This is a genomic window from Sorangium sp. So ce887 (assembly GCF_051521455.1).
Taxonomy (GTDB): Bacteria; Myxococcota_A; Polyangia; order Polyangiales; family Polyangiaceae; genus Sorangium.
This window is the reverse complement of record NZ_CP150354.1, coordinates 4,944,606-4,962,859: the sequence shown is the minus strand read 5'-3', so window position 1 is coordinate 4,962,859 and position 18,254 is coordinate 4,944,606. Positions and strand designations below refer to the sequence as shown.

The 18,254-nt window shown below is 72.3% G+C and carries 9 protein-coding genes; 3 read left to right on the top strand and 6 right to left on the bottom strand.

What is annotated here, in order from left to right; all coding sequences use genetic code 11:
• Positions 1-29 precede the first annotated feature (29 nt).
• A complete protein-coding gene (locus WMF36_RS18395; RefSeq protein ID WP_437580915.1) occupies positions 30-1,757 on the bottom strand; it encodes an ABC transporter substrate-binding protein in 1,728 nt (575 codons plus the stop codon).
• Between the two features lie 279 nt (positions 1,758-2,036).
• The gene (locus WMF36_RS18390) at positions 2,037-2,966 is read right to left on the bottom strand and encodes a fibro-slime domain-containing protein (protein ID WP_437580914.1); all 930 of its coding nucleotides are present in this window, start codon (positions 2,964-2,966) and stop codon (positions 2,037-2,039) included.
• 460 nt (positions 2,967-3,426) lie between these two features.
• Between WMF36_RS18390 and WMF36_RS18385 the strand changes: the two genes are divergently transcribed.
• Both WMF36_RS18385 and WMF36_RS18380 read left to right on the top strand, forming a co-directional pair.
• Positions 3,427-4,536, top strand: a complete 1,110-nt coding sequence (locus tag WMF36_RS18385) for an IS630 family transposase (RefSeq protein WP_437573529.1) — start codon at positions 3,427-3,429, stop codon at positions 4,534-4,536.
• Positions 4,511-4,807, top strand: a complete 297-nt coding sequence (locus WMF36_RS18380) for a hypothetical protein (protein WP_437573530.1) — start codon at positions 4,511-4,513, stop codon at positions 4,805-4,807. Before WMF36_RS18385 ends, WMF36_RS18380 begins: the two co-directional genes overlap by 26 nt.
• 226 nt (positions 4,808-5,033) lie before the next feature.
• Here WMF36_RS18380 and WMF36_RS18375 read toward each other — a convergent pair whose 3' ends face one another.
• The 4 genes from WMF36_RS18375 to WMF36_RS18360 all read right to left on the bottom strand — a co-directional run bounded on the left by WMF36_RS18375 (position 5,034) and on the right by WMF36_RS18360 (position 13,650).
• Positions 5,034-7,427, bottom strand: a complete 2,394-nt coding sequence (locus WMF36_RS18375) for a glycoside hydrolase family 31 protein (protein WP_437580913.1) — start codon at positions 7,425-7,427, stop codon at positions 5,034-5,036.
• Positions 7,428-7,525: 98 nt separating this feature from the next.
• Positions 7,526-9,859, bottom strand: coding sequence for a peptide ABC transporter substrate-binding protein (locus WMF36_RS18370; RefSeq protein WP_437580912.1), 2,334 nt, complete (start codon positions 9,857-9,859; stop codon positions 7,526-7,528).
• 178 nt (positions 9,860-10,037) lie between these two features.
• On the bottom strand, positions 10,038-11,054 hold the full coding sequence (gene galE / locus WMF36_RS18365) for a UDP-glucose 4-epimerase GalE (RefSeq protein WP_437580911.1): 1,017 nt from the start codon (positions 11,052-11,054) through the stop codon (positions 10,038-10,040).
• Positions 11,055-11,238: 184 nt separating this feature from the next.
• Positions 11,239-13,650, bottom strand: a complete 2,412-nt coding sequence (locus WMF36_RS18360; protein ID WP_437580910.1) for a peptide ABC transporter substrate-binding protein — start codon at positions 13,648-13,650, stop codon at positions 11,239-11,241.
• A 128-nt stretch (positions 13,651-13,778) separates the two neighbouring features.
• Between WMF36_RS18360 and WMF36_RS18355 the strand changes: the two genes are divergently transcribed.
• Entirely contained in the window at positions 13,779-18,230 is a 4,452-nt protein-coding gene (locus WMF36_RS18355) for a hypothetical protein (protein ID WP_437580909.1), read from the top strand.
• The last annotated feature ends 24 nt before the right edge of the window (positions 18,231-18,254 follow it).

Sequence of the window (18,254 nt, the reverse complement as noted above, 5' to 3'; positions counted from 1 at the left end):
CGGCGCGCGCCGGCGCGCGCCCATCGGAGTCACCTCGGTTTGAGCTCGGTCAGGACGAGCAGGTACTCCGGCGGGTTGTTCGGCGACAGCTTGGCGTAGGGGTTCTCCTTGGTGGGAAAGCCCGTGAAGCGCTTCGTGTTGTACTCGCCCCAGGATGGGTTCTTGAAGAGCGGTATCACCGGCGCGTTCTGCGCGTAGAGCATCTGCACCTCGTCGAGGATGCGCTTTTGCTCGGAGAACTCCGTCGCTACCTCGAACTGCTGGAGCAGCTTGTCGGCCCCCTTGTCGCCGTAGCGGTGCCAGTTGCGCGCGCTCGCCTCGCCGACGGGCTTCACGAGCTCCGCGGACATGAGCTCGCGGTAGTAGTTGTAGGGCGTGGGCTCGACGACCGTCCACCCCATCGACATGTCGAACGTGCCCTTCTGGAGCGCCTCGAAGAACGCGCTGAAATCGTAGGTCTTGAGCGAGGCGTCGATGCCGAGCTGCTTGAGGTTCTGCGTGATGATCTGGACCGCGCGGACCCAGTCGGACCAGCCGGTGACGACGTTGATCTCGAAGCGCATCGGCTTGCCGTCCTTCACCCGGATCCCGTCCGGGCCCGCGGTGTACCCGGCCTCGTCGAGGAGCTGCTTCGCCCTCGCCACGTCGAGCTTCACCCAGTCGCCCGCCTCCGCGGCCTTCGGGTTGCGCCAGCGCTCGTAGGAGTCGTCGAGCCCGGTCGCGTCCGCCGGCCTTGTGTAGTTGTTGGACGCGATCTTCACGATCTGCTCCCGATCGATGCCCATGCTGATCGCCTTGCGCACGCGCACGTCGTCGAACGGCTTCTTCGTGCTGTTCGGGTAGAGCGTGGCCATGCCGCCGACGAGCGGGAACCAGAAATGGTGGTTCGCCGGGTCCTTGGCGACGTAGACCTTCTCGATCTCGGGCACGAACGCGCCTGCCCAGTCGACCTCGCCGTTCATGATCGCCAGGCTGACCTGGTCGTTGCCCGGGTACGCCGGGAAGCGGAGCCCGTCGACGGCCGGCTTCCCCTGCTGCCAGTAGTTCGGGTTCTTGCCGAGCTCGTACACCTGGTTCTGGAAGACCTTGACCTCGGTGAAGGGCCCTGTCGCCACGGGGTTCTCGTTCGAGTACGTGACCGGATCGGCCACGTCCTTCCATTTGTGCTCCGGCACGATCGGCTGGTGGCCGATGTAGCTGAGCCCCGGGACGTACGCCCGCTTCAGCGCGAACTCGACCGTCGTGTCGTCCGTCGCCTTGACGGACTCGACGAACTTCCACACCCCCGAGAGGTCGAGCGCGGCGTGCTTCTTCAGGAGCTCGAACGTGAACGCGACGTCCTTCGCCGAGAATGCCTGTCCATCCGACCATTTGACGCCGGAGCGGATCGTGAAGGTGAGCTTCTTGTTCCCGTCGCTCCACGCGTACTTCGTCGCGAGCCACGGCGTGTACTCGCCCTTCATCGTGTTGAAGACGAGCATCGGCTCGTAGATGCCGGCAACCGTGGGAAAGCGAACGCTGCCCTCGGCGAGCAGCGGGTTGAAGTTGCGCACCCAGGAGGCCTGCTGCTCCCTGGAGATCGTCACGAACGCCGCGCCCTTCTTCGCGGGCGCCGCGCCGCTCTGCGCGGCCGCCGAGGCGCTGGCGCCGGGTGAGGGCTGCGCTTCTTGCTTGGAAGGACAGCCCGCCGTGACGCCGGCGGACAGGGCCAGCGCCGCCACCGCGAACACGCGGCGCGTCATCGTTCGACTCTTCATCAGCATGCTCCACGCGGGCGATCAGGACCCGCGACAGTCCACTTCAGCCCCGGCACGCCGCACCGCCGCCCCGTGCGGCGGAAAACGCGACACCGGGACCGACCGGTCGCGCCGGACGCGGCACATCAGGGGGCGAACTTTACCGGTTCACCTGGGAGCATGTCAACGTGCAGCGAGAACGCGCGCAGGTCAGCGCGGGCGTCCTTCGCCCAGCAACCGGAGGGGCTCGGGTCGCTCGAGGCGCTCGTCGTCAGCCAGCGCCCGAGGCGCCGGCGCGCCTCACCTCGGCACGTCGACGGGCACGAAGCAGGAGATGTTCGTCTCGATGTGGAAGTTCGACCCGTCGGTGTGGCGCTCGGCGTGGAAGATATCCATCGTGTAGCTGTTGCCCGGAGTGATGCCCAGGGAGTCGGCCTGCGCATCGAAGTCGATGACACCCGACTCGGGCCCGTGCATGCTGCCGAGATCGAGGGCGAGCTTGCCGTTGATGAAGATCCACATGTCGTCGTCGCCCCGGAAGCTGAACTCCTGGCCGGCGACGTAGCCGAACTTCAGGTGGATCTCGGTGGTGAAGAGGAAGTTCTGGTTCTTGTGGTTCTGAGGGGTGATCCCGAACCCCTCCTCGGGCGCCAGCGGGAAGAAATCCATGCTGTCGAAGACGTACTGACCCGAGCCGGGCGGCGACTCCTCGAGCTCGAGCTGCTTCGGGAAGGTCATGTTCACGCCCGGCACGTCCCGGTACCACTGGTCGAACGACGCCTTGCTGTTGATGACGACCTGATTGGGGGTCCCACCCCCGCAGGCGAGCGGGGTCTGCAGGTCCGCCTGGCAGCCGATCGAGTCGAGGAACACCGGCTTCCCGTCGCTGTCGAGCGCCGGCTCGACGAGCTCGCGGCGAACCACGTCACCCCTGAAGTCCATCTCGAAGTCGGGGTGCGTGTCGTTGAAGTCGCGGTAAAGGACCTCGAGCGTGCTCTTGCACTCGCTCCCCCCGGCGCCGCCGGCGCCGACCGTCACCCCCGCCATGGTCCCGAAGTCGTCGCCGCTCGAGCTGCTATTGCCCCCCGAAGGCGTCCCGCCGGTGCCGCCGGTGGTCGTCCCGCTGCTGCCGCCGGAGCCGGAGGTCGAATTGCCGCTCTCGCCGGACCCCGAAGAGCACGCCAGGGCAGCGACTGCGAAGGTGACAAGAAAGAAGGATCGAGGGGACATAGAGTACTCCAGTGAGAAGGTAGGACAACCACATTTGGTGGAAGTTGTCAACCGCGTCCCATGGACGCTGTACGCGAGATCGCGTGGCACTGTCCGCCGGATCTCGTGATGATCGTTTAATTCAGTCCGGCTGCAGCCCGCGGAACGTGCCCTGTTCGACGGGACAGAAGCGTAATGCGGTGCGTCGCTCTCACGCAGGCGGCTCAGGGCGAGGTGGGTCGGTCCGCCGCTGAAGACAAGCTAGTACAGCGTTCCCGAAGTTCGTCCCTGGATCTACGGCGCGCCAGCCCAGGCGCTCGCGGTAGCTCGTGGCCCGAGCGCGGCGAGCGTACGCACGGTAGATTCCGGAGCGCGAGGCGGTTTTCCCAGCCCATGCAGGACCGCTTGCGCTTTTGAAGCCCTCAGCGCCGGGCAAGTCCCACGCGCGTAGGTGGCCCACGCTCGCGCCAGATCGGTCCTGTTGCCTGCGCCGCTGCGCCAGAAGCTGGAGCACACGACGCGCTCGCCCAAGGCCTCGCAGCGCGATGCGCAGCGCGCCAGGATCGCGCTCTTGGCCGATGAGGGATGGAGCAACGAGCAAATCCAGCGCGAGCTGGACTGCGACATCAAGACGGTGCGCAAGTGGCGCAACCGGATCGCGGAGGTTGCTGACGAGGCGATGCTGCAGGACAGAGCGCGCTCAGGCCGACCGCCGCGCGTGGCGACCGCAGTGCATTACGAGCTCATCAAGCTGGCCTGCAGCCGTCCCGACGAACACAAGGTCCCGTTCGAGCAGGTCTGGACGCTGGAGCAGCTGGCGAAGGCCCTGAAGCTCGAGACCCAGGTGGAGCTGAGCCGCACCGAGATCTGGCGCGTGCTGCGGGGAGCCAGCCTCCGACCGCATCGCGTCCGGCTGTGGCTGCACAGCCCGGACCCGGACTTCCGCCCCAAGGTCGAGGCGATCTGCAAGCTGTACCTGGAGACTCCCGCAGGCGTCACCGTGCTCTGCGTCGACGAGAAGACCGGCATGCAGGCGCTGGAGCATCGGTTCGTCATGCAGCCGTGTCGTAGCCGCCAAGCCGCGCGCAAGGAGTTCGAGTACAAGCGCAACGGCACGCGCACGCTGATCGGTGCCTTCAACGTCAAGACGGGCGAGGTGGTGGCGCGCTGCGAACCGACGCGCACCGCCGCCGATCTGCTCGCGTTCATGGACAAGGTGGCGGAGCGCTACCCCACGGGCGACGTCTACATCGTCTGGGACAACCTCAACATTCACCACGGTGCCAGGTGGAACGAGTTCAGCGCGCGGCACGGCGGGCGCTTTCACTTCGTCTACACGCCTCTGCATGCGTCGTGGGTCAATCAGATCGAGCTGTGGTTCAGCATCCTGAGCCGTCGGGTGCTCAAGAACGCCTCCTTCGGCTCCGCCGAGGAGTTGAGCCGTCGCGTGCTCGACTTCGTGCGCCACTGGAACGAGCACGACGCGCGACCTTTTCGGTGGAAATTTCGGGGCCAGTGGAGGGCGACCTTGCCGTCCTACGCAGCCTGGGCTTCGGTGCAAGCTCATGACGAAGCAGCATGCCGCCCCTGAGCACGCCGCCGCGGTCCGCTCCTACCTCGCAGCCCAGGGGCTCTCCCACCTGCGGGCCCGCAAGCACGGGCAGATGGTGATCATGGAGTCGGGTCCTGAAGCCGACCCGATCGCCCACGCCAGGCTGCGCCGCGACACCGTCCACCTCTGGACGCTCGAGATCGCGACCCACACCGGCAGGTGGGAGAAGACCGGCTTCCGCGGCCTGTGGCAGGACTTGCTCAAGCTGCTGATGACCGACTTCCCCTGGACTCTCGCGCCGATCGAATAACCCCCGCCGCGATGGTGGTGCGTCGTCGGGGCGTTCCGTCCGCGTCCCGCGACGACTTCGCTTCATTCACAAGCCCGGCCGGCCAGCCAGGACCGTAGCCGGATGGCACCCCGCCCCCCGCCGATCCAGGGACGAACTTCGGGAACGCTGTACTAGCTCGGGGAGCTCGCTTGTGCTGAGCTCCCGCCTTGCTTTTGCGCCGCCGCGCGTCTCCGCGCCTCCCGGGTCAGGACGCCCGCAGCTCGATCCGCTGCCAGTCGGCCGCGACCTCGATCTCGACGACCCCTTCCAGGACGCGGTGCGACATGGCCCCGGCCACGGCGTGCGGCGGGGGCGCGCCGTAGATCCGGATCGTCTCCACCTCGCGCGCGGGCGGCAGATCGCCCTCGACGCGGCGCTCCAGCGTGAACGTCGTGCCGTCGAATCCGCCCGAGAGCCGCGTCGTGCGCGACGCGCCGTGCCCGTCGCCCGCGTCCTCGTAGAGGTGGCCGCTCACCCGCCCCGCGGCGTGCACGTGCCACGTGATCTCCTCCCAGCGCGCGCTCGTCGTGTGCATCCGCGGCGCGGTGAGCGCCACAGCGCCCCCGGCGCGCAGCCACACGGGGACGACCCCGAGCGGCGCATCGGCGATGACGTGGCGCCCACCCTCCTCGACCCTCCCTGCGCGCTCCAGGTTGGCGAAGTCCATCCATGCGCCGGCGGGCAGGTACGAGAGCCGCTTCGATTGCCCCGGCCGCACCACCGGCGCGACGAGCAGGTCGTCGCCGAAGAGGAACTGATCGTAGGCATGGAGCGCCTCGGGATCCTCCGGGGCCAGGAAGGACAGCGGCCGCATGACCGGCAGGCCCGTCTCCGCCGCCTCGCGCATCAGCGTGTACAGGGTCGGCAGGAGCCGGTAGCGCTGCTCGAGCACCGCGCGCGCGAGGCCGAGGTACGGCTCGCCGAAGCGCCAGGGCTCCTGCGCCGGCCTGCCCCTCGCCGCGTGGTTGCGCATCAGCGGATAGAACAGCCCCGCCTGCATCCAGCGCACGAGCAGCTCGCCGTTCGCGCGGCCGGCAAAGCCAGGGATGTCCGCGCCGACGAACGGCACGCCCGAGAGGCCGAGGCCGACGAGCATCGGGATCGACGCCTCCAGGTGCGTGAAATTGCTGGCAAAATCGCCGGTCCACACAGCGGCGTAGCGCTGGATGCCGGCGAAGGCGGCGCGCGTGAGCACGAAGGGGCGCCGGTCGGGCGCGTGGCGGGCGAGCCCCTCGTAGGCGGCCCGCGACATGCCGAGCCCGTAGACGTTGTGGACCTCGAGGTGCCGCCGGGCGCCGTGGCGCGCGTCGTAGGGGAGCGTGCTGCCCTCGATCGTGCCGAGCCCCGAGGTGCGCCCGCCGTCCGGCGCGGGCAGGCCGCGGTCGGGTCGGACGGAGAAGCACGCCGGCTCGTTCATGTCGTTCCAGATGCCGGCGATGCCGGCGTCGACGAAGGACTTCTGGAGATCGCCCCACCAGCGCTGCACGTCCTCGCGCGTCAGATCCGGGAAGACGGCGGGATCGGGCCAGACCTCTCCGACGAGCGTGTCGCCGCGCGACAGCCGGACGAGGAAGTCTCGCGCGCGCGCCTCCTCGTAGACGGCATAGCCCACATCCGCCTTGATCCCCGGGTCGACGATCGTCACGAGCTTGACCCCCTCGGCCGCGAGGTCGCGCGCGAGCCGCGCCGGGTCCGGGAAGCGCGAGCGGTCCCAGGTCCACACCCGGTAAGCATCCATGTAATCGATATCGAGGTGGACTACATCGAGGGGGAGGCCGCGCGATCGATAGCCGCGGACGACGCCGCGCACGTCGTCCTCGGTCTCGTAGCCCCAGCGCGACTGGTGCGCGCCGAGGCTCCAGAGGGGCGGCATCGCCGGGCGCCCGGTGAGCGCGGCGTAGCGCCGGACGACGTCGGCCGGGTGCGGGCCGGCCATGAGGTAGACGTCGAGCTCGGGCCCGCGCGACTCCCATTCGATGCGATCCGGGTCGCTCAGGGCGATATCGACCTCCGAGCGCCACGGCTCGTCGAGGAAGAGGCCCCAGGCGACCCCGCCGCGGAGGGCCACGAAGAAGGGAATCGAGGCATAGAGCGGGTCGGATTCGACGTGCGGCGGGAAAGCGTCGGTGTTCCAGAAGGTGAAGCGCAGGCCGCGCTTGTCGAGCGGGCCGACCTTCTCGCCGAAGCCGAGGTAGGCCTCGCCCGGCGGCGCCGCGAGCGAGAGCCGGGAGCGGAGCTCGTCCACCGGAAAGGCCGGCCGGACCTCCCCGGAGACCCCTTCGCTGCGCGCGAGGGCGCGGCCCTGTCCCTCGCCGAAGGTCCATGTGCCCGAGGCGAGCGACACCTCGAGAGAGGCGCCCTCGGCGGTCACGTGGAGCGTGTCCCCCTCCCGGCGCGTGGAGAGCGGCAGCGCGCCGTCGGCGACCACGGCGAAGGAGCGCTTGGGGGGGAGATCGGGGTGCGTGAAGCCCGTCACGGCGGACGAGGGGGCGTGGCGCACGCGCAGCACACCGGGACCTGGACAGCGGATCTCGATCGCGGCGCGGGCGCCCGAGAGGAGCACGTGAGTCGCGCCGAGCGAGGCGTCGGTGAGGTGCATGGCGCGAGTCTAGCCGGGCGTGGCCGTCCGGACCATGAATCGACCGGGGCGTTCGTCACGGCCCCACGTCCCTGCAGATCACCGTCTCGGAGGCTTGCTCACTGCCCCCCTCCGAGCCGCCCCGGCGGCGGCATCTCCAGCGCCGGCGGGGGCTCGCCTGCCGGCCTGTGCTGCCAGTCGGGGTCGATCCAGAGCCATTTGACGAGCTGCGTGTTCCGCGCGTTGGGGATGTACCCCCTCACCCACGGCTTCACCAGGGTCGGCTTCTCCTCGAAGTAGAGCGGGATCCTGAACATCCCGCCGAGCGCCCGCCGCTCGGCCGTCCGGAAGAGCCGGATGCTCTCCCTCGGATCGGCCATCGCGGCGGCCTTGCGGATCGTCTCGTCGAACTCCGCATCTGCCCAGCCGCTCCGGTTCTGGGGGCTGTACGACAGGAACGTCCCGAGCCACGTCTGCGGATGATTGTAGTCGGCGAACCAGGCCAGCCGGATCACCTGGAAGTTGCCGTCGCGGAGGTTCTTGAGCATCACCCGCCACTCCTCGTTCCGCAGCGTCACGGAGATCCCGAGGTGGCGCTTCCACATGTCCTGGATGGCCACGGCGACCTGCCCGTGCCCCTCGCCCGTGTTGTAGAGCACCTCGAGCGGCGGAAACCCCTTCGCGCGGAGCGTGTCCCCCTCGCGGACGACCTCGTATCCGGCCTCGGCGAGCAGCGCGCGAGCGCGCGCGGGGTCGTGGCCGACCTCGGGGCTCGAGAACGGATCCGCGCCGCGCGCCCTGTCCTCCGCCACCTGCTCGGCGTAGCCGGATCCGGTGATGTCGGGCACGTAGTGGGTCGCGGGCTTCCCCATCCGCGTGACCTTCTCGACCAGCTCGCGCTTGTCGATCGCGAGGTTCAGCGCCCACCGCACGCGCGGGTCGTCGAGCGGCGGCTTCCTCGTGTTGAGCTCGTAGTACACGGTCGAGAGGTACTCGATCCGCCGGAGGTCCTTCTTCCCGGACAGCCAGCCGAGGTGGTCGTACGGGAGCTCGGAGTTGTCGCCCAGGGAATCGAGGTCCCCTGCCTTGTAGAGCTGCAGGGTGGCGTTGTACTGGGCGATCTCCATCCAGACGATCCGGTGGATCCTGAGCGCGTCATGGGCCCAGTACGCCGGATTCCGCTTCATCGTGATCTCGTACCGGAACTTCCACTCATCGAGCTGGTAGGGCCCGTTGACCACGATGTTCTCGGCGCGGAACCAGAGCTCCGGCTCGCCGCGCGCCTCGAACGGCTCGATGACGTCGCGGCGCACCGGGAACAGCGTGACGAAGCTCGTGAGATCGGTGAAGTAGGGCGTGGGCTGCTCGAGCTCCACGTCGAGCGTGAGGTCGTCCCGGGCCCGCACGCCCACGGCGGTGTCGTCCTCGACGAGCTCCGATGCGGCGACGAACCCGGCCGCCTCGACGGGAAGCGTTGCCCCCCGCGGCGCGGCGGGGTCGTACGTGGGGAGGCTCGCGTGGGGCGCGACCAGGGCGTACGCGGCGGCCTCCGCGGGCGCGGCCGGCGCGAGCAGGCAGCCCGGGAGAAAACCGCGGCCCTGCGGCCCCTGGATCTCGAACCAGCGGTCGGCCGCGCCGTTGCAGGCGACCGGCGGGCCGGCCGCGAGGAGGGCGACCTCGGTGCCCCGCCACCCGCCGCCGGGGACCGCGTCGAGCGGCGCGGGCACCGGGGCCGCGCCGGCCGCTTCGAACGAGAGCCGCTCGCCGGCGCCGGTCTTCTCGTCGGGCTCGGCGTACGTCACCGAGGCCACCCCGGGAGGCGGCGCCGCGAGGGGCGGCACCCCCGACACCACCCGGGCGGGCGACTGGCCGAGCACGACGACGAACGCCCCCTTGGGGAGCTCGATCGCGGGCGGCGCGTCGGGCCGCGGCGCGGTGCGCAGCAGGGTGGCCTCGCGCAGCGCCTTGAGCTTGCCCAGGTTGAAGAGCTCGCCGTTCTTGAGGATGTGCAGGTTCGTGGCGGCGAGCGAGGCGGTGGAGGGGCGCAGCACGCGCTTCCACGCGTACTCGAAGTCGTGCGCCGTCACCGGCTTGCCGTCCGACCAGCGCGCCTCGGGCCGCAGGTGGAACCGGAAGATCCGGTTGTCGTCGCTCTGCTCCCAGCGCGTCGCCGCCCCCTGCACGGGATGGAGATCGCCGGCAGCGTAGGTGGTCAGCCCCTCGAACATCTGCTGGAGCAGCGTGATGCTCACGGAGTCGACGGCCTTGCCGGGATCGAGGTACTCCGGCTCGTCGCCGTTGTTGACGTAGAAGGTCGCGACGTCCTTGCCGGTGCGCGCCGTCGTTCCGACGTACCCATCGCCCTCGCCCGTGCACGCCGCGAACGCGAGCAGCGCACCGAGGAGGGCGCCGCGCGGGCGCAGTGGCTCGTGGGTGAGAGCGAACGGCGTCATCGCTGTTCCTTGGGCCCGGGCTTCATAAGAGAATGAACCGCAGAGGCACAGAGGACACAGAGGCAAGAAGAGAAGAGAGATGAAAAATCTTCTTCTCTCTCCTCTGTGCCCGCTGTGCCTCTCTGTGGTTCAAATTCCCCCCATCACGGGATCAGGAACACGCCCGGGAGATGCCGCGTCAGTCGGCAAACCCCTTCGGGTTCTGCTCCTGCCAGCGCCAGCTGTCGCGGCACATGGTCTCGAGATCGCGCTCCGCGCGCCAGCCGAGGAGCTCCACCGCGCGCGCCGGATCCGCGTACACGGAGGCGACGTCCCCGGGGCGCCGGGCGACGATCTCGTGGGGGACCCGCTTCCCGCTGACCTTCTCGAACGCGGCCACCACCTCGAGCACGGAGTATCCGCGCCCGGTGCCGAGGTTGACGGTGAAGCTGTCGCCGACGGTGAAGATGCGCTTCAGCGCGGCGAGGTGCCCGAGCGCGAGGTCGACCACGTGGATGTAGTCGCGCACGCCCGTGCCGTCCGGCGTCGGCCAGTCGCCGCCGAACACCTGGAGCTTGTCGCGCCGCCCCACAAGCACCTGCGTGATGAACGGCGTCAGGTTGTTCGGAATGCCGTTCGGGTCCTCGCCGATAAGCCCGCTCGCATGCGCGCCGACCGGGTTGAAGTAGCGCAGGGACGAGAGCGACCAGCCCCCGGTGGCCGCGACGTCGCGCAGGATGTGCTCCACCATGAACTTGGATTGCCCGTAGGGGTTGGTCGGCCCGAGGCGGCACCCCTCGTCCAGCGGCACGCGCTCCGGATCGCCGTAGACCGTGGCAGACGAGCTGAACACGAGCTTCCGCGCGCCCCGGGCGTCGAGCGCCTTGAGCAGGCACACGGTCCCGGCGACGTTGTTCTCGTAGTACGAGAGAGGCTTCGCGACCGACTCGCCGACCGCCTTGAGCCCCGCGAAGTGGATCGTCGCGTCGATGGGATGCTCGGCGAGCAACCGATCGAGCCGCGCCGCGTCACGGATATCGCCCTCGACGAACGTCACCTGCTTGCCGGCGATCCGCTCCACGCGCTCGACGGCCGCCTTGCGGCTGTTGCAGAGGTTGTCGAGGATGACCACTCGGTAGCCCGCGTGGAGGAGCTCCACGCAGGTATGCGAGCCGATGTAACCCGCGCCTCCGGTGACCAGGATCGTCTTGCTCATGTCGTTCTCCCGAGAGGGTCCATGCTGCTCTCCCCTGGATGAGGCCATGGCCCAGGCCAGCACGTCAACGGGCACGTCCCCTCACCCCCCGCGGCCGCTCGGCCGCGCGAAGGCGTCGCGCCGCGCGTCCGAGCGGAGCGGCTGTCGGACGGCGACGGAGATCGTGGTGGACGGGAATCGGCTGTCAGGGCGCCGCCGGCCCACCCAGCGTCGGGCCGAGCCGGCCCGGCGCCGGGAACTCGAGCTGGGGAAACGCGATCTCGTTCGACGGGTTGTCGCGCCAGCGCGGGTCGATCCAGAGCCACTTCACGAGCTGCACGCTCCGCGCGTTGCCCTTGAACCCCTTGACCCAGGGCTTCACAAGCGTCGACTTCGTGTAGAAATACAGCGGCAGCTTGGGCATGCGGTCGACGGCCCGCTTCTCCGCCCTGCGGAACACCTGGATGCTCTCCTTCCGACCGGCCGTCGCCGCGGCGGTGCGCATCAGGTCGTCGAACTCCTTGTCGGCCCAGCCCGTCCGGTTCTGCGGGCTGTAGGAGAGCAGCGTGCCGAGCCACGTCGCCGGGTGGTTGTACTCGCCGATCCAGCCGAACCGCACGACCTGGAAGTTGCCGTCGCGCACGTTCTTGAGCATCACCTTCCACTCCTCGTTCCGCAGCGTGGCGGAGACGCCGAGGTGACGCTTCCACATGTCCTGGACAGCGACGGCGATCTGCTTGTGCCCCTCGCTCGTGTTGTAGAGGATCTCCAGGGCCGGGAAGTTCTTCGCCCGGTATCCGTCGCCCTCCCGGACGACCTCGTAGCCCGCCTCGGTGAGCTTCGCGCGGGCGCGCTCCGGGTTGAACAGGACGTCCGGCGATGAGAACGGGTCGACCCCGAGCCTCCTGTCCTCGGCGAGCGCCTCGTCGTAGCCCGAGCCCGTGTAGTCCGGGACGTAGTGCGTGGCCGGCGTCTGCCCGCCCCGCGTGATCTTCTCGACGATCTGCTGCTTGTCGACCGCGAGGTTGAGCGCCCAGCGGACGCGGACGTCGTCGACCGGCGGCTTCCTCGTGTTGAACTCGAGCCAGTACGTGGAGAGGTAGGGGAACCGCTTGAAATCCTTCTTTGTCGACAGCCAGTCCAGGTGCTCGGCGGGGAGCGAGGAGTTGTCGCCTCCGTAATCGAGATCTCCCGCCTTGTAGATGTTCATCGCGGCGTTGTACTGCTCGATCTCCAGCCAGACGACGCGGTGGATCTTCAGCTTGTCGCGGTTCCAGTACATCGGATTCCGCTTCATCGTGATCTCGTAACGGAACTTCCACTCATCGAGCGTGTAGGGGCCGTTGACCACGATGTTCTCGGGGCGGAACCAGAGCTCGGGCTCGCCGCGCTGCGCGAACGCCTCGATCACGTCCTTGCGCACGGGGAAGAGCGTCACGTAGCTCGTGAGATCGGTGAAGTACGGCGTGGGCTGCTCCAGCTGCACGTCGAGCGTGAGGTCGTCCCTGGCGCGGACGCCGACGGCGCCGTCGTCCTCGACGAGGAGCGCGTCGGGCACGAACCCCACCGGGGGCTCGCCCTGCGCGGCCGCGGGGGCCGCCGCGGCGTCGTACGTGGGGAGGTCCGCGTGCGGCGCGACGACCGCGTACGTCTCGCGGGGCGCGGCGCCCGCGCCGTCCTTGGCCGCGGCGGGGGGGACGAGCAGGCAGCCCGGGAGGAAGCCGCGCGCGCCGCCCCGCTCGACCTCGAACCAGCGATCGGCGGCGCCGTTGCACTGGCACGGCGGGCCCGCGCGGACGATGTCGACAACGGCGCCCTGCCAGCCGCCGCCGGGCGCGGGGCCGAGCGGCGCGGCGCCGCCGGCGGCAGCCTCGAACACGAGCCGGTCTCCGGGGCCGGCCTTCGCGTCGCCCTTCGTGAACGTCACCGCGGCGGCGCCCTCCGGCAGCGCCGCGAGCGGCGCGATCGCGGTGTCGACCTGGATCGGCGAGCGCGCCAGCACCACGACGAACGACCCCTTGGGGAGCTCGAGCGCGGACGGCGCGTCGGGCCGGGCGGCCACGCGGAGCGGCGCGGCCTCGCGCAGCGCCTTGAGCTTGCCGTGGTTGAACAGCTCGCCGTTCTTCACGATATAGAGGTTCGTGGCGGCGAGCGAGGCGGTGGAGGGGCGCAGCACGCGCTTCCACGCGTACTCGAAGTCGTGCGCCGTCACCGGCTTGCCGTCCGACCAGCGCGCCTCGGGCCGCAGGTGGAACCGATAGATCCGGTTATCGTCGCTCTGCTCCCAGCGCGTCGCCACCCCCTGGACCGGGCGGAGATCGCCGGCGCCGTAGGTGGTCAGCCCCTCGAACAGCTGCTGGATCAGCGTGGAGCTCGCCGAGTCGTTCGACTTTCCGGGGTCGACGTACTCGGGCTCCGCGCCGTTGTTGATGTAGATCGTCGCCTCGTCCTTGCCGACGCGCGCGGTCGTCCCGGCGTACCCGCCTTCGCCCTCGCTGCACGCCGCGAGCGCGAGGCACGCGAGCCCGAGCGCCGCGAGGGCGCCCCGCGCCGCGCAACCGGCGCTCCCGCCACCCCCCTCGCCGCCGGCACCTCGTCGCTCCGGAGCCCGTCGCATGCCGCGGGAGTAGCACGGCGCCCGGGGGGCAGGAAGGCAGCGGCTGCCCGGTCCGGGCGCGGCGCTCGTCCGATCTGCGAGACGAACGCAGCCAGCCCGCGGTCTTCGTGTAAGGTCGCGCGCCCGTCATGCTGCACGCCCGCGTGGTCGTCTCGTCGCGCGCTCTCTCGGTCTGCTCGGGGCTCGTCCTCGGGCTCCTCGCCGTCGGCTGCGGCGGCGCGAGCCCCCCGGGCACGGCGCCCCCACCGGCGTCGCGCTGCGATCCGGCGCACCTCGACGCGTGCGAGCGCGCCCTCGCCGCGGCCCTCGCCGAAGGCCGCGCGCCGCTCGAGCTCGCCCTGGGCTACGTCGAGGCCCGCGCCGCCCGGGACGCCGGCGACCCGTGGGCGCTCCTGCTCCGCGATCTCGACCGCCGCGGCGGGGCGACGCCGCGCGTCGCGGTCATCGTCGAGGCAGGCGCGGACGCCGCCGGCAAGGCGCAGCGCGGTGGCGCGGCGGACGCGACGTGGATCCGCGCCGCGCCGCTGCCAGCCCCCGGCGCGCTGGGCGCCGACGCGCTGCTCCTCGCGATCGGCGAGGCCCTCGGGGTCGAGCACCTCGTCCACGCGCGCGCTCGCGGCGGCGGCGCGGTCCAGCTCTTCCCGAGCGACCCGCTGGCGCCGTTCATGGCCGGCGTCGCGCCGATCGCGCGCGGCGACGCGGCGCTCGCGCGCGTCGCGGACGACATCGCGCTCGCGGCGCTCGTGCGCCGCGCCTTCGGCGCCGCCGGCGGCTTCCGCTACGTCGAGGCCGCGCGCGCGGCCGACGCCCTCGCCGCCGCGCTGAAGGGGCGCGACCCGAACGACGAGCCGGTGCTGCGCGGCCGGTACGCGCTCCAGCTGCTCGGGACGGCCGGCGTCGCGCTCGAGGACGCCGGCGACGCGACCGGCGCCGCCGGCGCGCCCTCGGCCCCCCGGCTGGATCCTCCGCCCGCGCCGGGCGACACGCCTTACGGCGACCTCCTCCGCGTGCGCACGGCCCGGGACAGCCGCGAGGCGTGGCGCGCCCGCGGCGCGGCGGTGCTGCGGGCCGTGCCCGCGGACCGGCGCGCCGCGCTCGACGACCTGCTCGGGAAGGCCCCGGGCTGCGGGCGGGACGTCGCCCCGCCCATGGAAGGCGCGCGCGACCTCGTGTTCGCCGCGGCGCTCGCCGGCGCCCTCGCCCCGAGCGACGCCGCGGCCGCGCCCGCTGCATCGGCCGCGCCCGCCGCACCCGCCACCGGGAGCGCCGCGGCGGCAGCGCCGGGCAGACGGCTGCCGCTCGACGCGTGGCTGCCGCGCTACGAGGCGCTCGTCCGCGCCGTCGATCAGACGAGCACCGCGTGGGCGCACGCGCCGAGCCTGCTCTACGAGCGCGGCCCCGCGCCCGCCGCGGGCCAGGCGGGCAGCGCCGTCCACCGGCGCGTCACCGAGCTCGGCCTCGCGCACCTCGCCGCGCTGCGCGCGCTCGCCGAGGCCGAGCCGCGCCGCTACCGCGCGCTCGCGCAGATCCCCCTCGCCTACAGCCCCGGGGTGCTCGCCGACGAGCGCCTCCGCGACGCCATCGTCGACCTCACGCAGGTCGCCGTGCAGCGCCGCATGGCCGATGCGCGCGATCCGGAGGCGGTCCTCGGCGCGGCGCTCGCCGGCGTCTTCGCGGGCATGTCGTACCCGCCCGAGGTGCAGCCCGCGCACTTCCTGGCCCTCCAGGGCGCCCTCACCGCCAAGCTGCGCGGCGACCTCACCGCGCAGACCGGCTGGGGCGTCGCCGGCCTCTACGCCGCCGACGCGCTGTACAAGCTCCTCTCGGATCGGTCGCCCGATCTCGCGTTCTCGTCGGCGCAGATCGAGCGCGCGCTCTCGCCCGCGCCGGCGCTCCCCTACCCCGGCCTCGCGGCGCTCGCCGCGAGCCTCTCGCGCTACGCCGCGCTCGACGCCGCCGGCGCGCTGGATCTGCGGGCGATCGACGCGGCCCGGCTCCCTCCCGAGCGCCGCGCGGCGCGCGACGCGCTCCGGCGCGCCGTCGCGGGGCTCGCGGCGCGCGACGCCGTCGCGGGCGCGGCGGGCGACGTGGAGGCGCCGCCGCCCGGCCTCGTGGAGGACGTCACCGCGCTCGCCGACGGCGTCATCGCCGTGCTGCTCACCGAGCGCTCGCGCAAGCCGCCCCCGGCCACGGGCGCCTGCCCCGCCGCGGGGCGCGGGCCGAGCCCCGAGGCGCGCCGCGCGCTCGCGCGGCTCGGCGACGTCCGCGGCCGGATCCTGCTCGCGCCGCGGTACAGGCAGGGCGACGGCGCGTGGGTGCGCCGGGCGCGGCTCCTCGTGACGCTCCTCTCCGACGCGATCGATCTGCTCGCCGCGCCCAACGCCGGCGCGGCTCGCGCGCCGCGCGCCGGCGCATCGGAGCCCCGCGTGCGCTTCACCGTCCCGACCGCGGACGCCGAGGCCGCCGTCGCCGCGGGCCTCTCCAGCTGGGGCGACAGCGGCCTCCCGGACGCGCTCACCGGCGGCTACGCCCTCGCCCGCGCGCTCCTCTCCTCCGCCACCGCGGAGCGCTTCGCAGCGCAGAGCGGCGCCCCGCTCGGCCGGGTGCTCCGCGGGCTCGCCGCGGCGTTCCGCGAGGACACGGCGCAGACCGGCGCCGGGCAGGGCGCGGGCGGCGGCGCCCTCCTCGACGCGCTCGCGTCGCTGCCCGCCTCCCGGACGGAGGGCGACCTCCTGGGCCTCTTCGTCGGCTACGCCCGGGCGCTCTCGGCGCTCGGGCTGCGCGATCAGGCCGACCTCGGGCTGCTCACCTCGCTCCTCGGCGCGGCCGTGGTGGGCAGGCCGCCGTCGCCGGAGGCCGTCGCGCTCGCGAACGAGAGCGGCAGCCGGGTCGCGTGGGTGCTCTCGTACCTGAGCGAGATCGCGGAGGCCCGGCGCGGCGTCGCCCCGGACCCGTCGGCCTACGCGGACGCGATGCGCAAGGCGTCGGACGACGCCTGCCAGACGGCCGACGCGGGCGACGTGCTCGCGATCATGGGCGCCGTGCGCGACTTCGCCGGCGGCCGGCGCGCCGAGGCGCGCGACGCGCTCGACAGCGTCCTCGCGGCCGCCGACGATCGCGGCCTGCGCGTGCCGCGCATGACCTACCGCTACCAGGAGATGACCGCGACCCGCGTCTTCTCGCTCAGCTTTGACGTCTCGTACGGCACCGGGCTCCTCGAGAGGTCGACGAGCTTCCAGCTCGGCCTCGGCCTCCGCACCCGCGGCGAGCCCTCGGGCGCCCTCACCGCGGCGCTCGCGCCCGAGGGCTCGCCCCGCAGCGACGAGGACGCGGGGCGCGCCTACGTCGGCGCCGCGGCGCTCGCGGCCGCCTACCACTTCCTCGAGGGCGACGCCGAGCGCGGCGCCGCCGCGGCGCGCCGGGCCATCGCCGCCCTCTCGTTCGGCCTCCGGCTCGGGCAGCGGGCGCTGCACCAGGACCAGCCGCTCGCCTGGGGACGGGACGCGCGCGCGCTGCTCGCGATCGACGCCCAGCTCGCGGCCGAGGCCGGCCACCCCTTCCTGGCCGGCGACCTCTGGACGCTCGTCCGCGGCCTCTTGCCGCCGGACGCGGACGACGCCGCGGTCGCGGCGCTGCTCGATCCGCTCCCGGCGGGGCTCGCCGCCGCTCCGGGCATCCGCCCGCTCGTCGCGAGGACCGCGCGCTCGCTCGCCGTGGTCGCCGGCCCGCTCGCGTGCACCGGGGCGAAGGTCGAGCTCGGCCGCTACGAAGAGCCCGCCTGCGACGCCTACCCGCTCGCGCTCTCGCTGCGCATCGCGGACGTGCTCGGCAAGCTCCCGCACCTCCGGCGCGCGGGCAGCGCGGCGGCGTGCCCCGCCCTGCGCAGCCTCGACGGCTTCCTCACGGCCGCGGAGCGGGGGACGTACGATCCCGACGCGTTCACGGCCGCCGTGGAGGCGCTGCGCCGGAGCGGCCGGCTCTACGACGCCGGCGTGATGCTGGCGCGGCAGCGGCGCGAGGGGCACTGCGGCCCGCTCGTGCTCGCCGCCGCGCGCGCGCTCGGCCGCGCGCCCTCCCTCGGCCCGGCGCTGCGCGCCGACCTGCTCAGCGTCGCGGTGAGCTGCGCGGCCGCGGCGCTCGACGGGAGCGTCGTCGACGACGTGCTGGCGCTCGACGGCGAGACGCGCGCCCTACCGGACCTCGGCCGCAACCTGAGCGTCGTGCTCTTCGCGACGGAGCTCGCCGTGCGCGCGGAGCGCTGGGACGTCCTCGCGAAGCTCGCGAAGCAGCCCGAATTCGTCGACCGGTGGAGGGGGGAGAACGCCGAGGCGGCGGCGACCGCGCACCTCATCGAGACGGCCGCGGCCGTGCTCGCCGGCGAGCCGCCGCCGCGCGATGCGCGCGACCCCAGCGCGCACGCGAAGCTCTGCGGCGAGCCTCCGCCCGGCGCCCGCGCCGCGATGTGCGCCGACATCCAGCGCCTGCGCGCCGGCGCCGTGCCCGAGGCGCAGCGCCGGCAGCGCGCGAAGGAGGCGCTGGAGCGGCTGCTCGCCGCCGCGCGCGGGCAGGCCGCCCCGTAGCCGCCTGCCCGCAGCCCGTCGCCT

Bases quoted from the DNA above. Each gene is read 5' to 3' on its own strand.
- WMF36_RS18395 (WP_437580915.1), bottom strand. From the start codon at position 1,757: ATGAAGAGTCGAACGATGACGCGCCGCGTGTTCGCGGTGGCGGCGCTG.
- WMF36_RS18390 (WP_437580914.1), bottom strand. From the start codon at position 2,966: ATGTCCCCTCGATCCTTCTTTCTTGTCACCTTCGCAGTCGCTGCCCTG.
- WMF36_RS18380 (WP_437573530.1), top strand. From the start codon at position 4,511: ATGACGAAGCAGCATGCCGCCCCTGAGCACGCCGCCGCGGTCCGCTCC.
- WMF36_RS18375 (WP_437580913.1), bottom strand. From the start codon at position 7,427: ATGCACCTCACCGACGCCTCGCTCGGCGCGACTCACGTGCTCCTCTCG.
- WMF36_RS18370 (WP_437580912.1), bottom strand. From the start codon at position 9,859: ATGACGCCGTTCGCTCTCACCCACGAGCCACTGCGCCCGCGCGGCGCC.
- galE (WP_437580911.1), bottom strand. From the start codon at position 11,054: ATGAGCAAGACGATCCTGGTCACCGGAGGCGCGGGTTACATCGGCTCG.
- WMF36_RS18360 (WP_437580910.1), bottom strand. From the start codon at position 13,650: ATGCGACGGGCTCCGGAGCGACGAGGTGCCGGCGGCGAGGGGGGTGGC.
- WMF36_RS18355 (WP_437580909.1), top strand. From the start codon at position 13,779: ATGCTGCACGCCCGCGTGGTCGTCTCGTCGCGCGCTCTCTCGGTCTGC.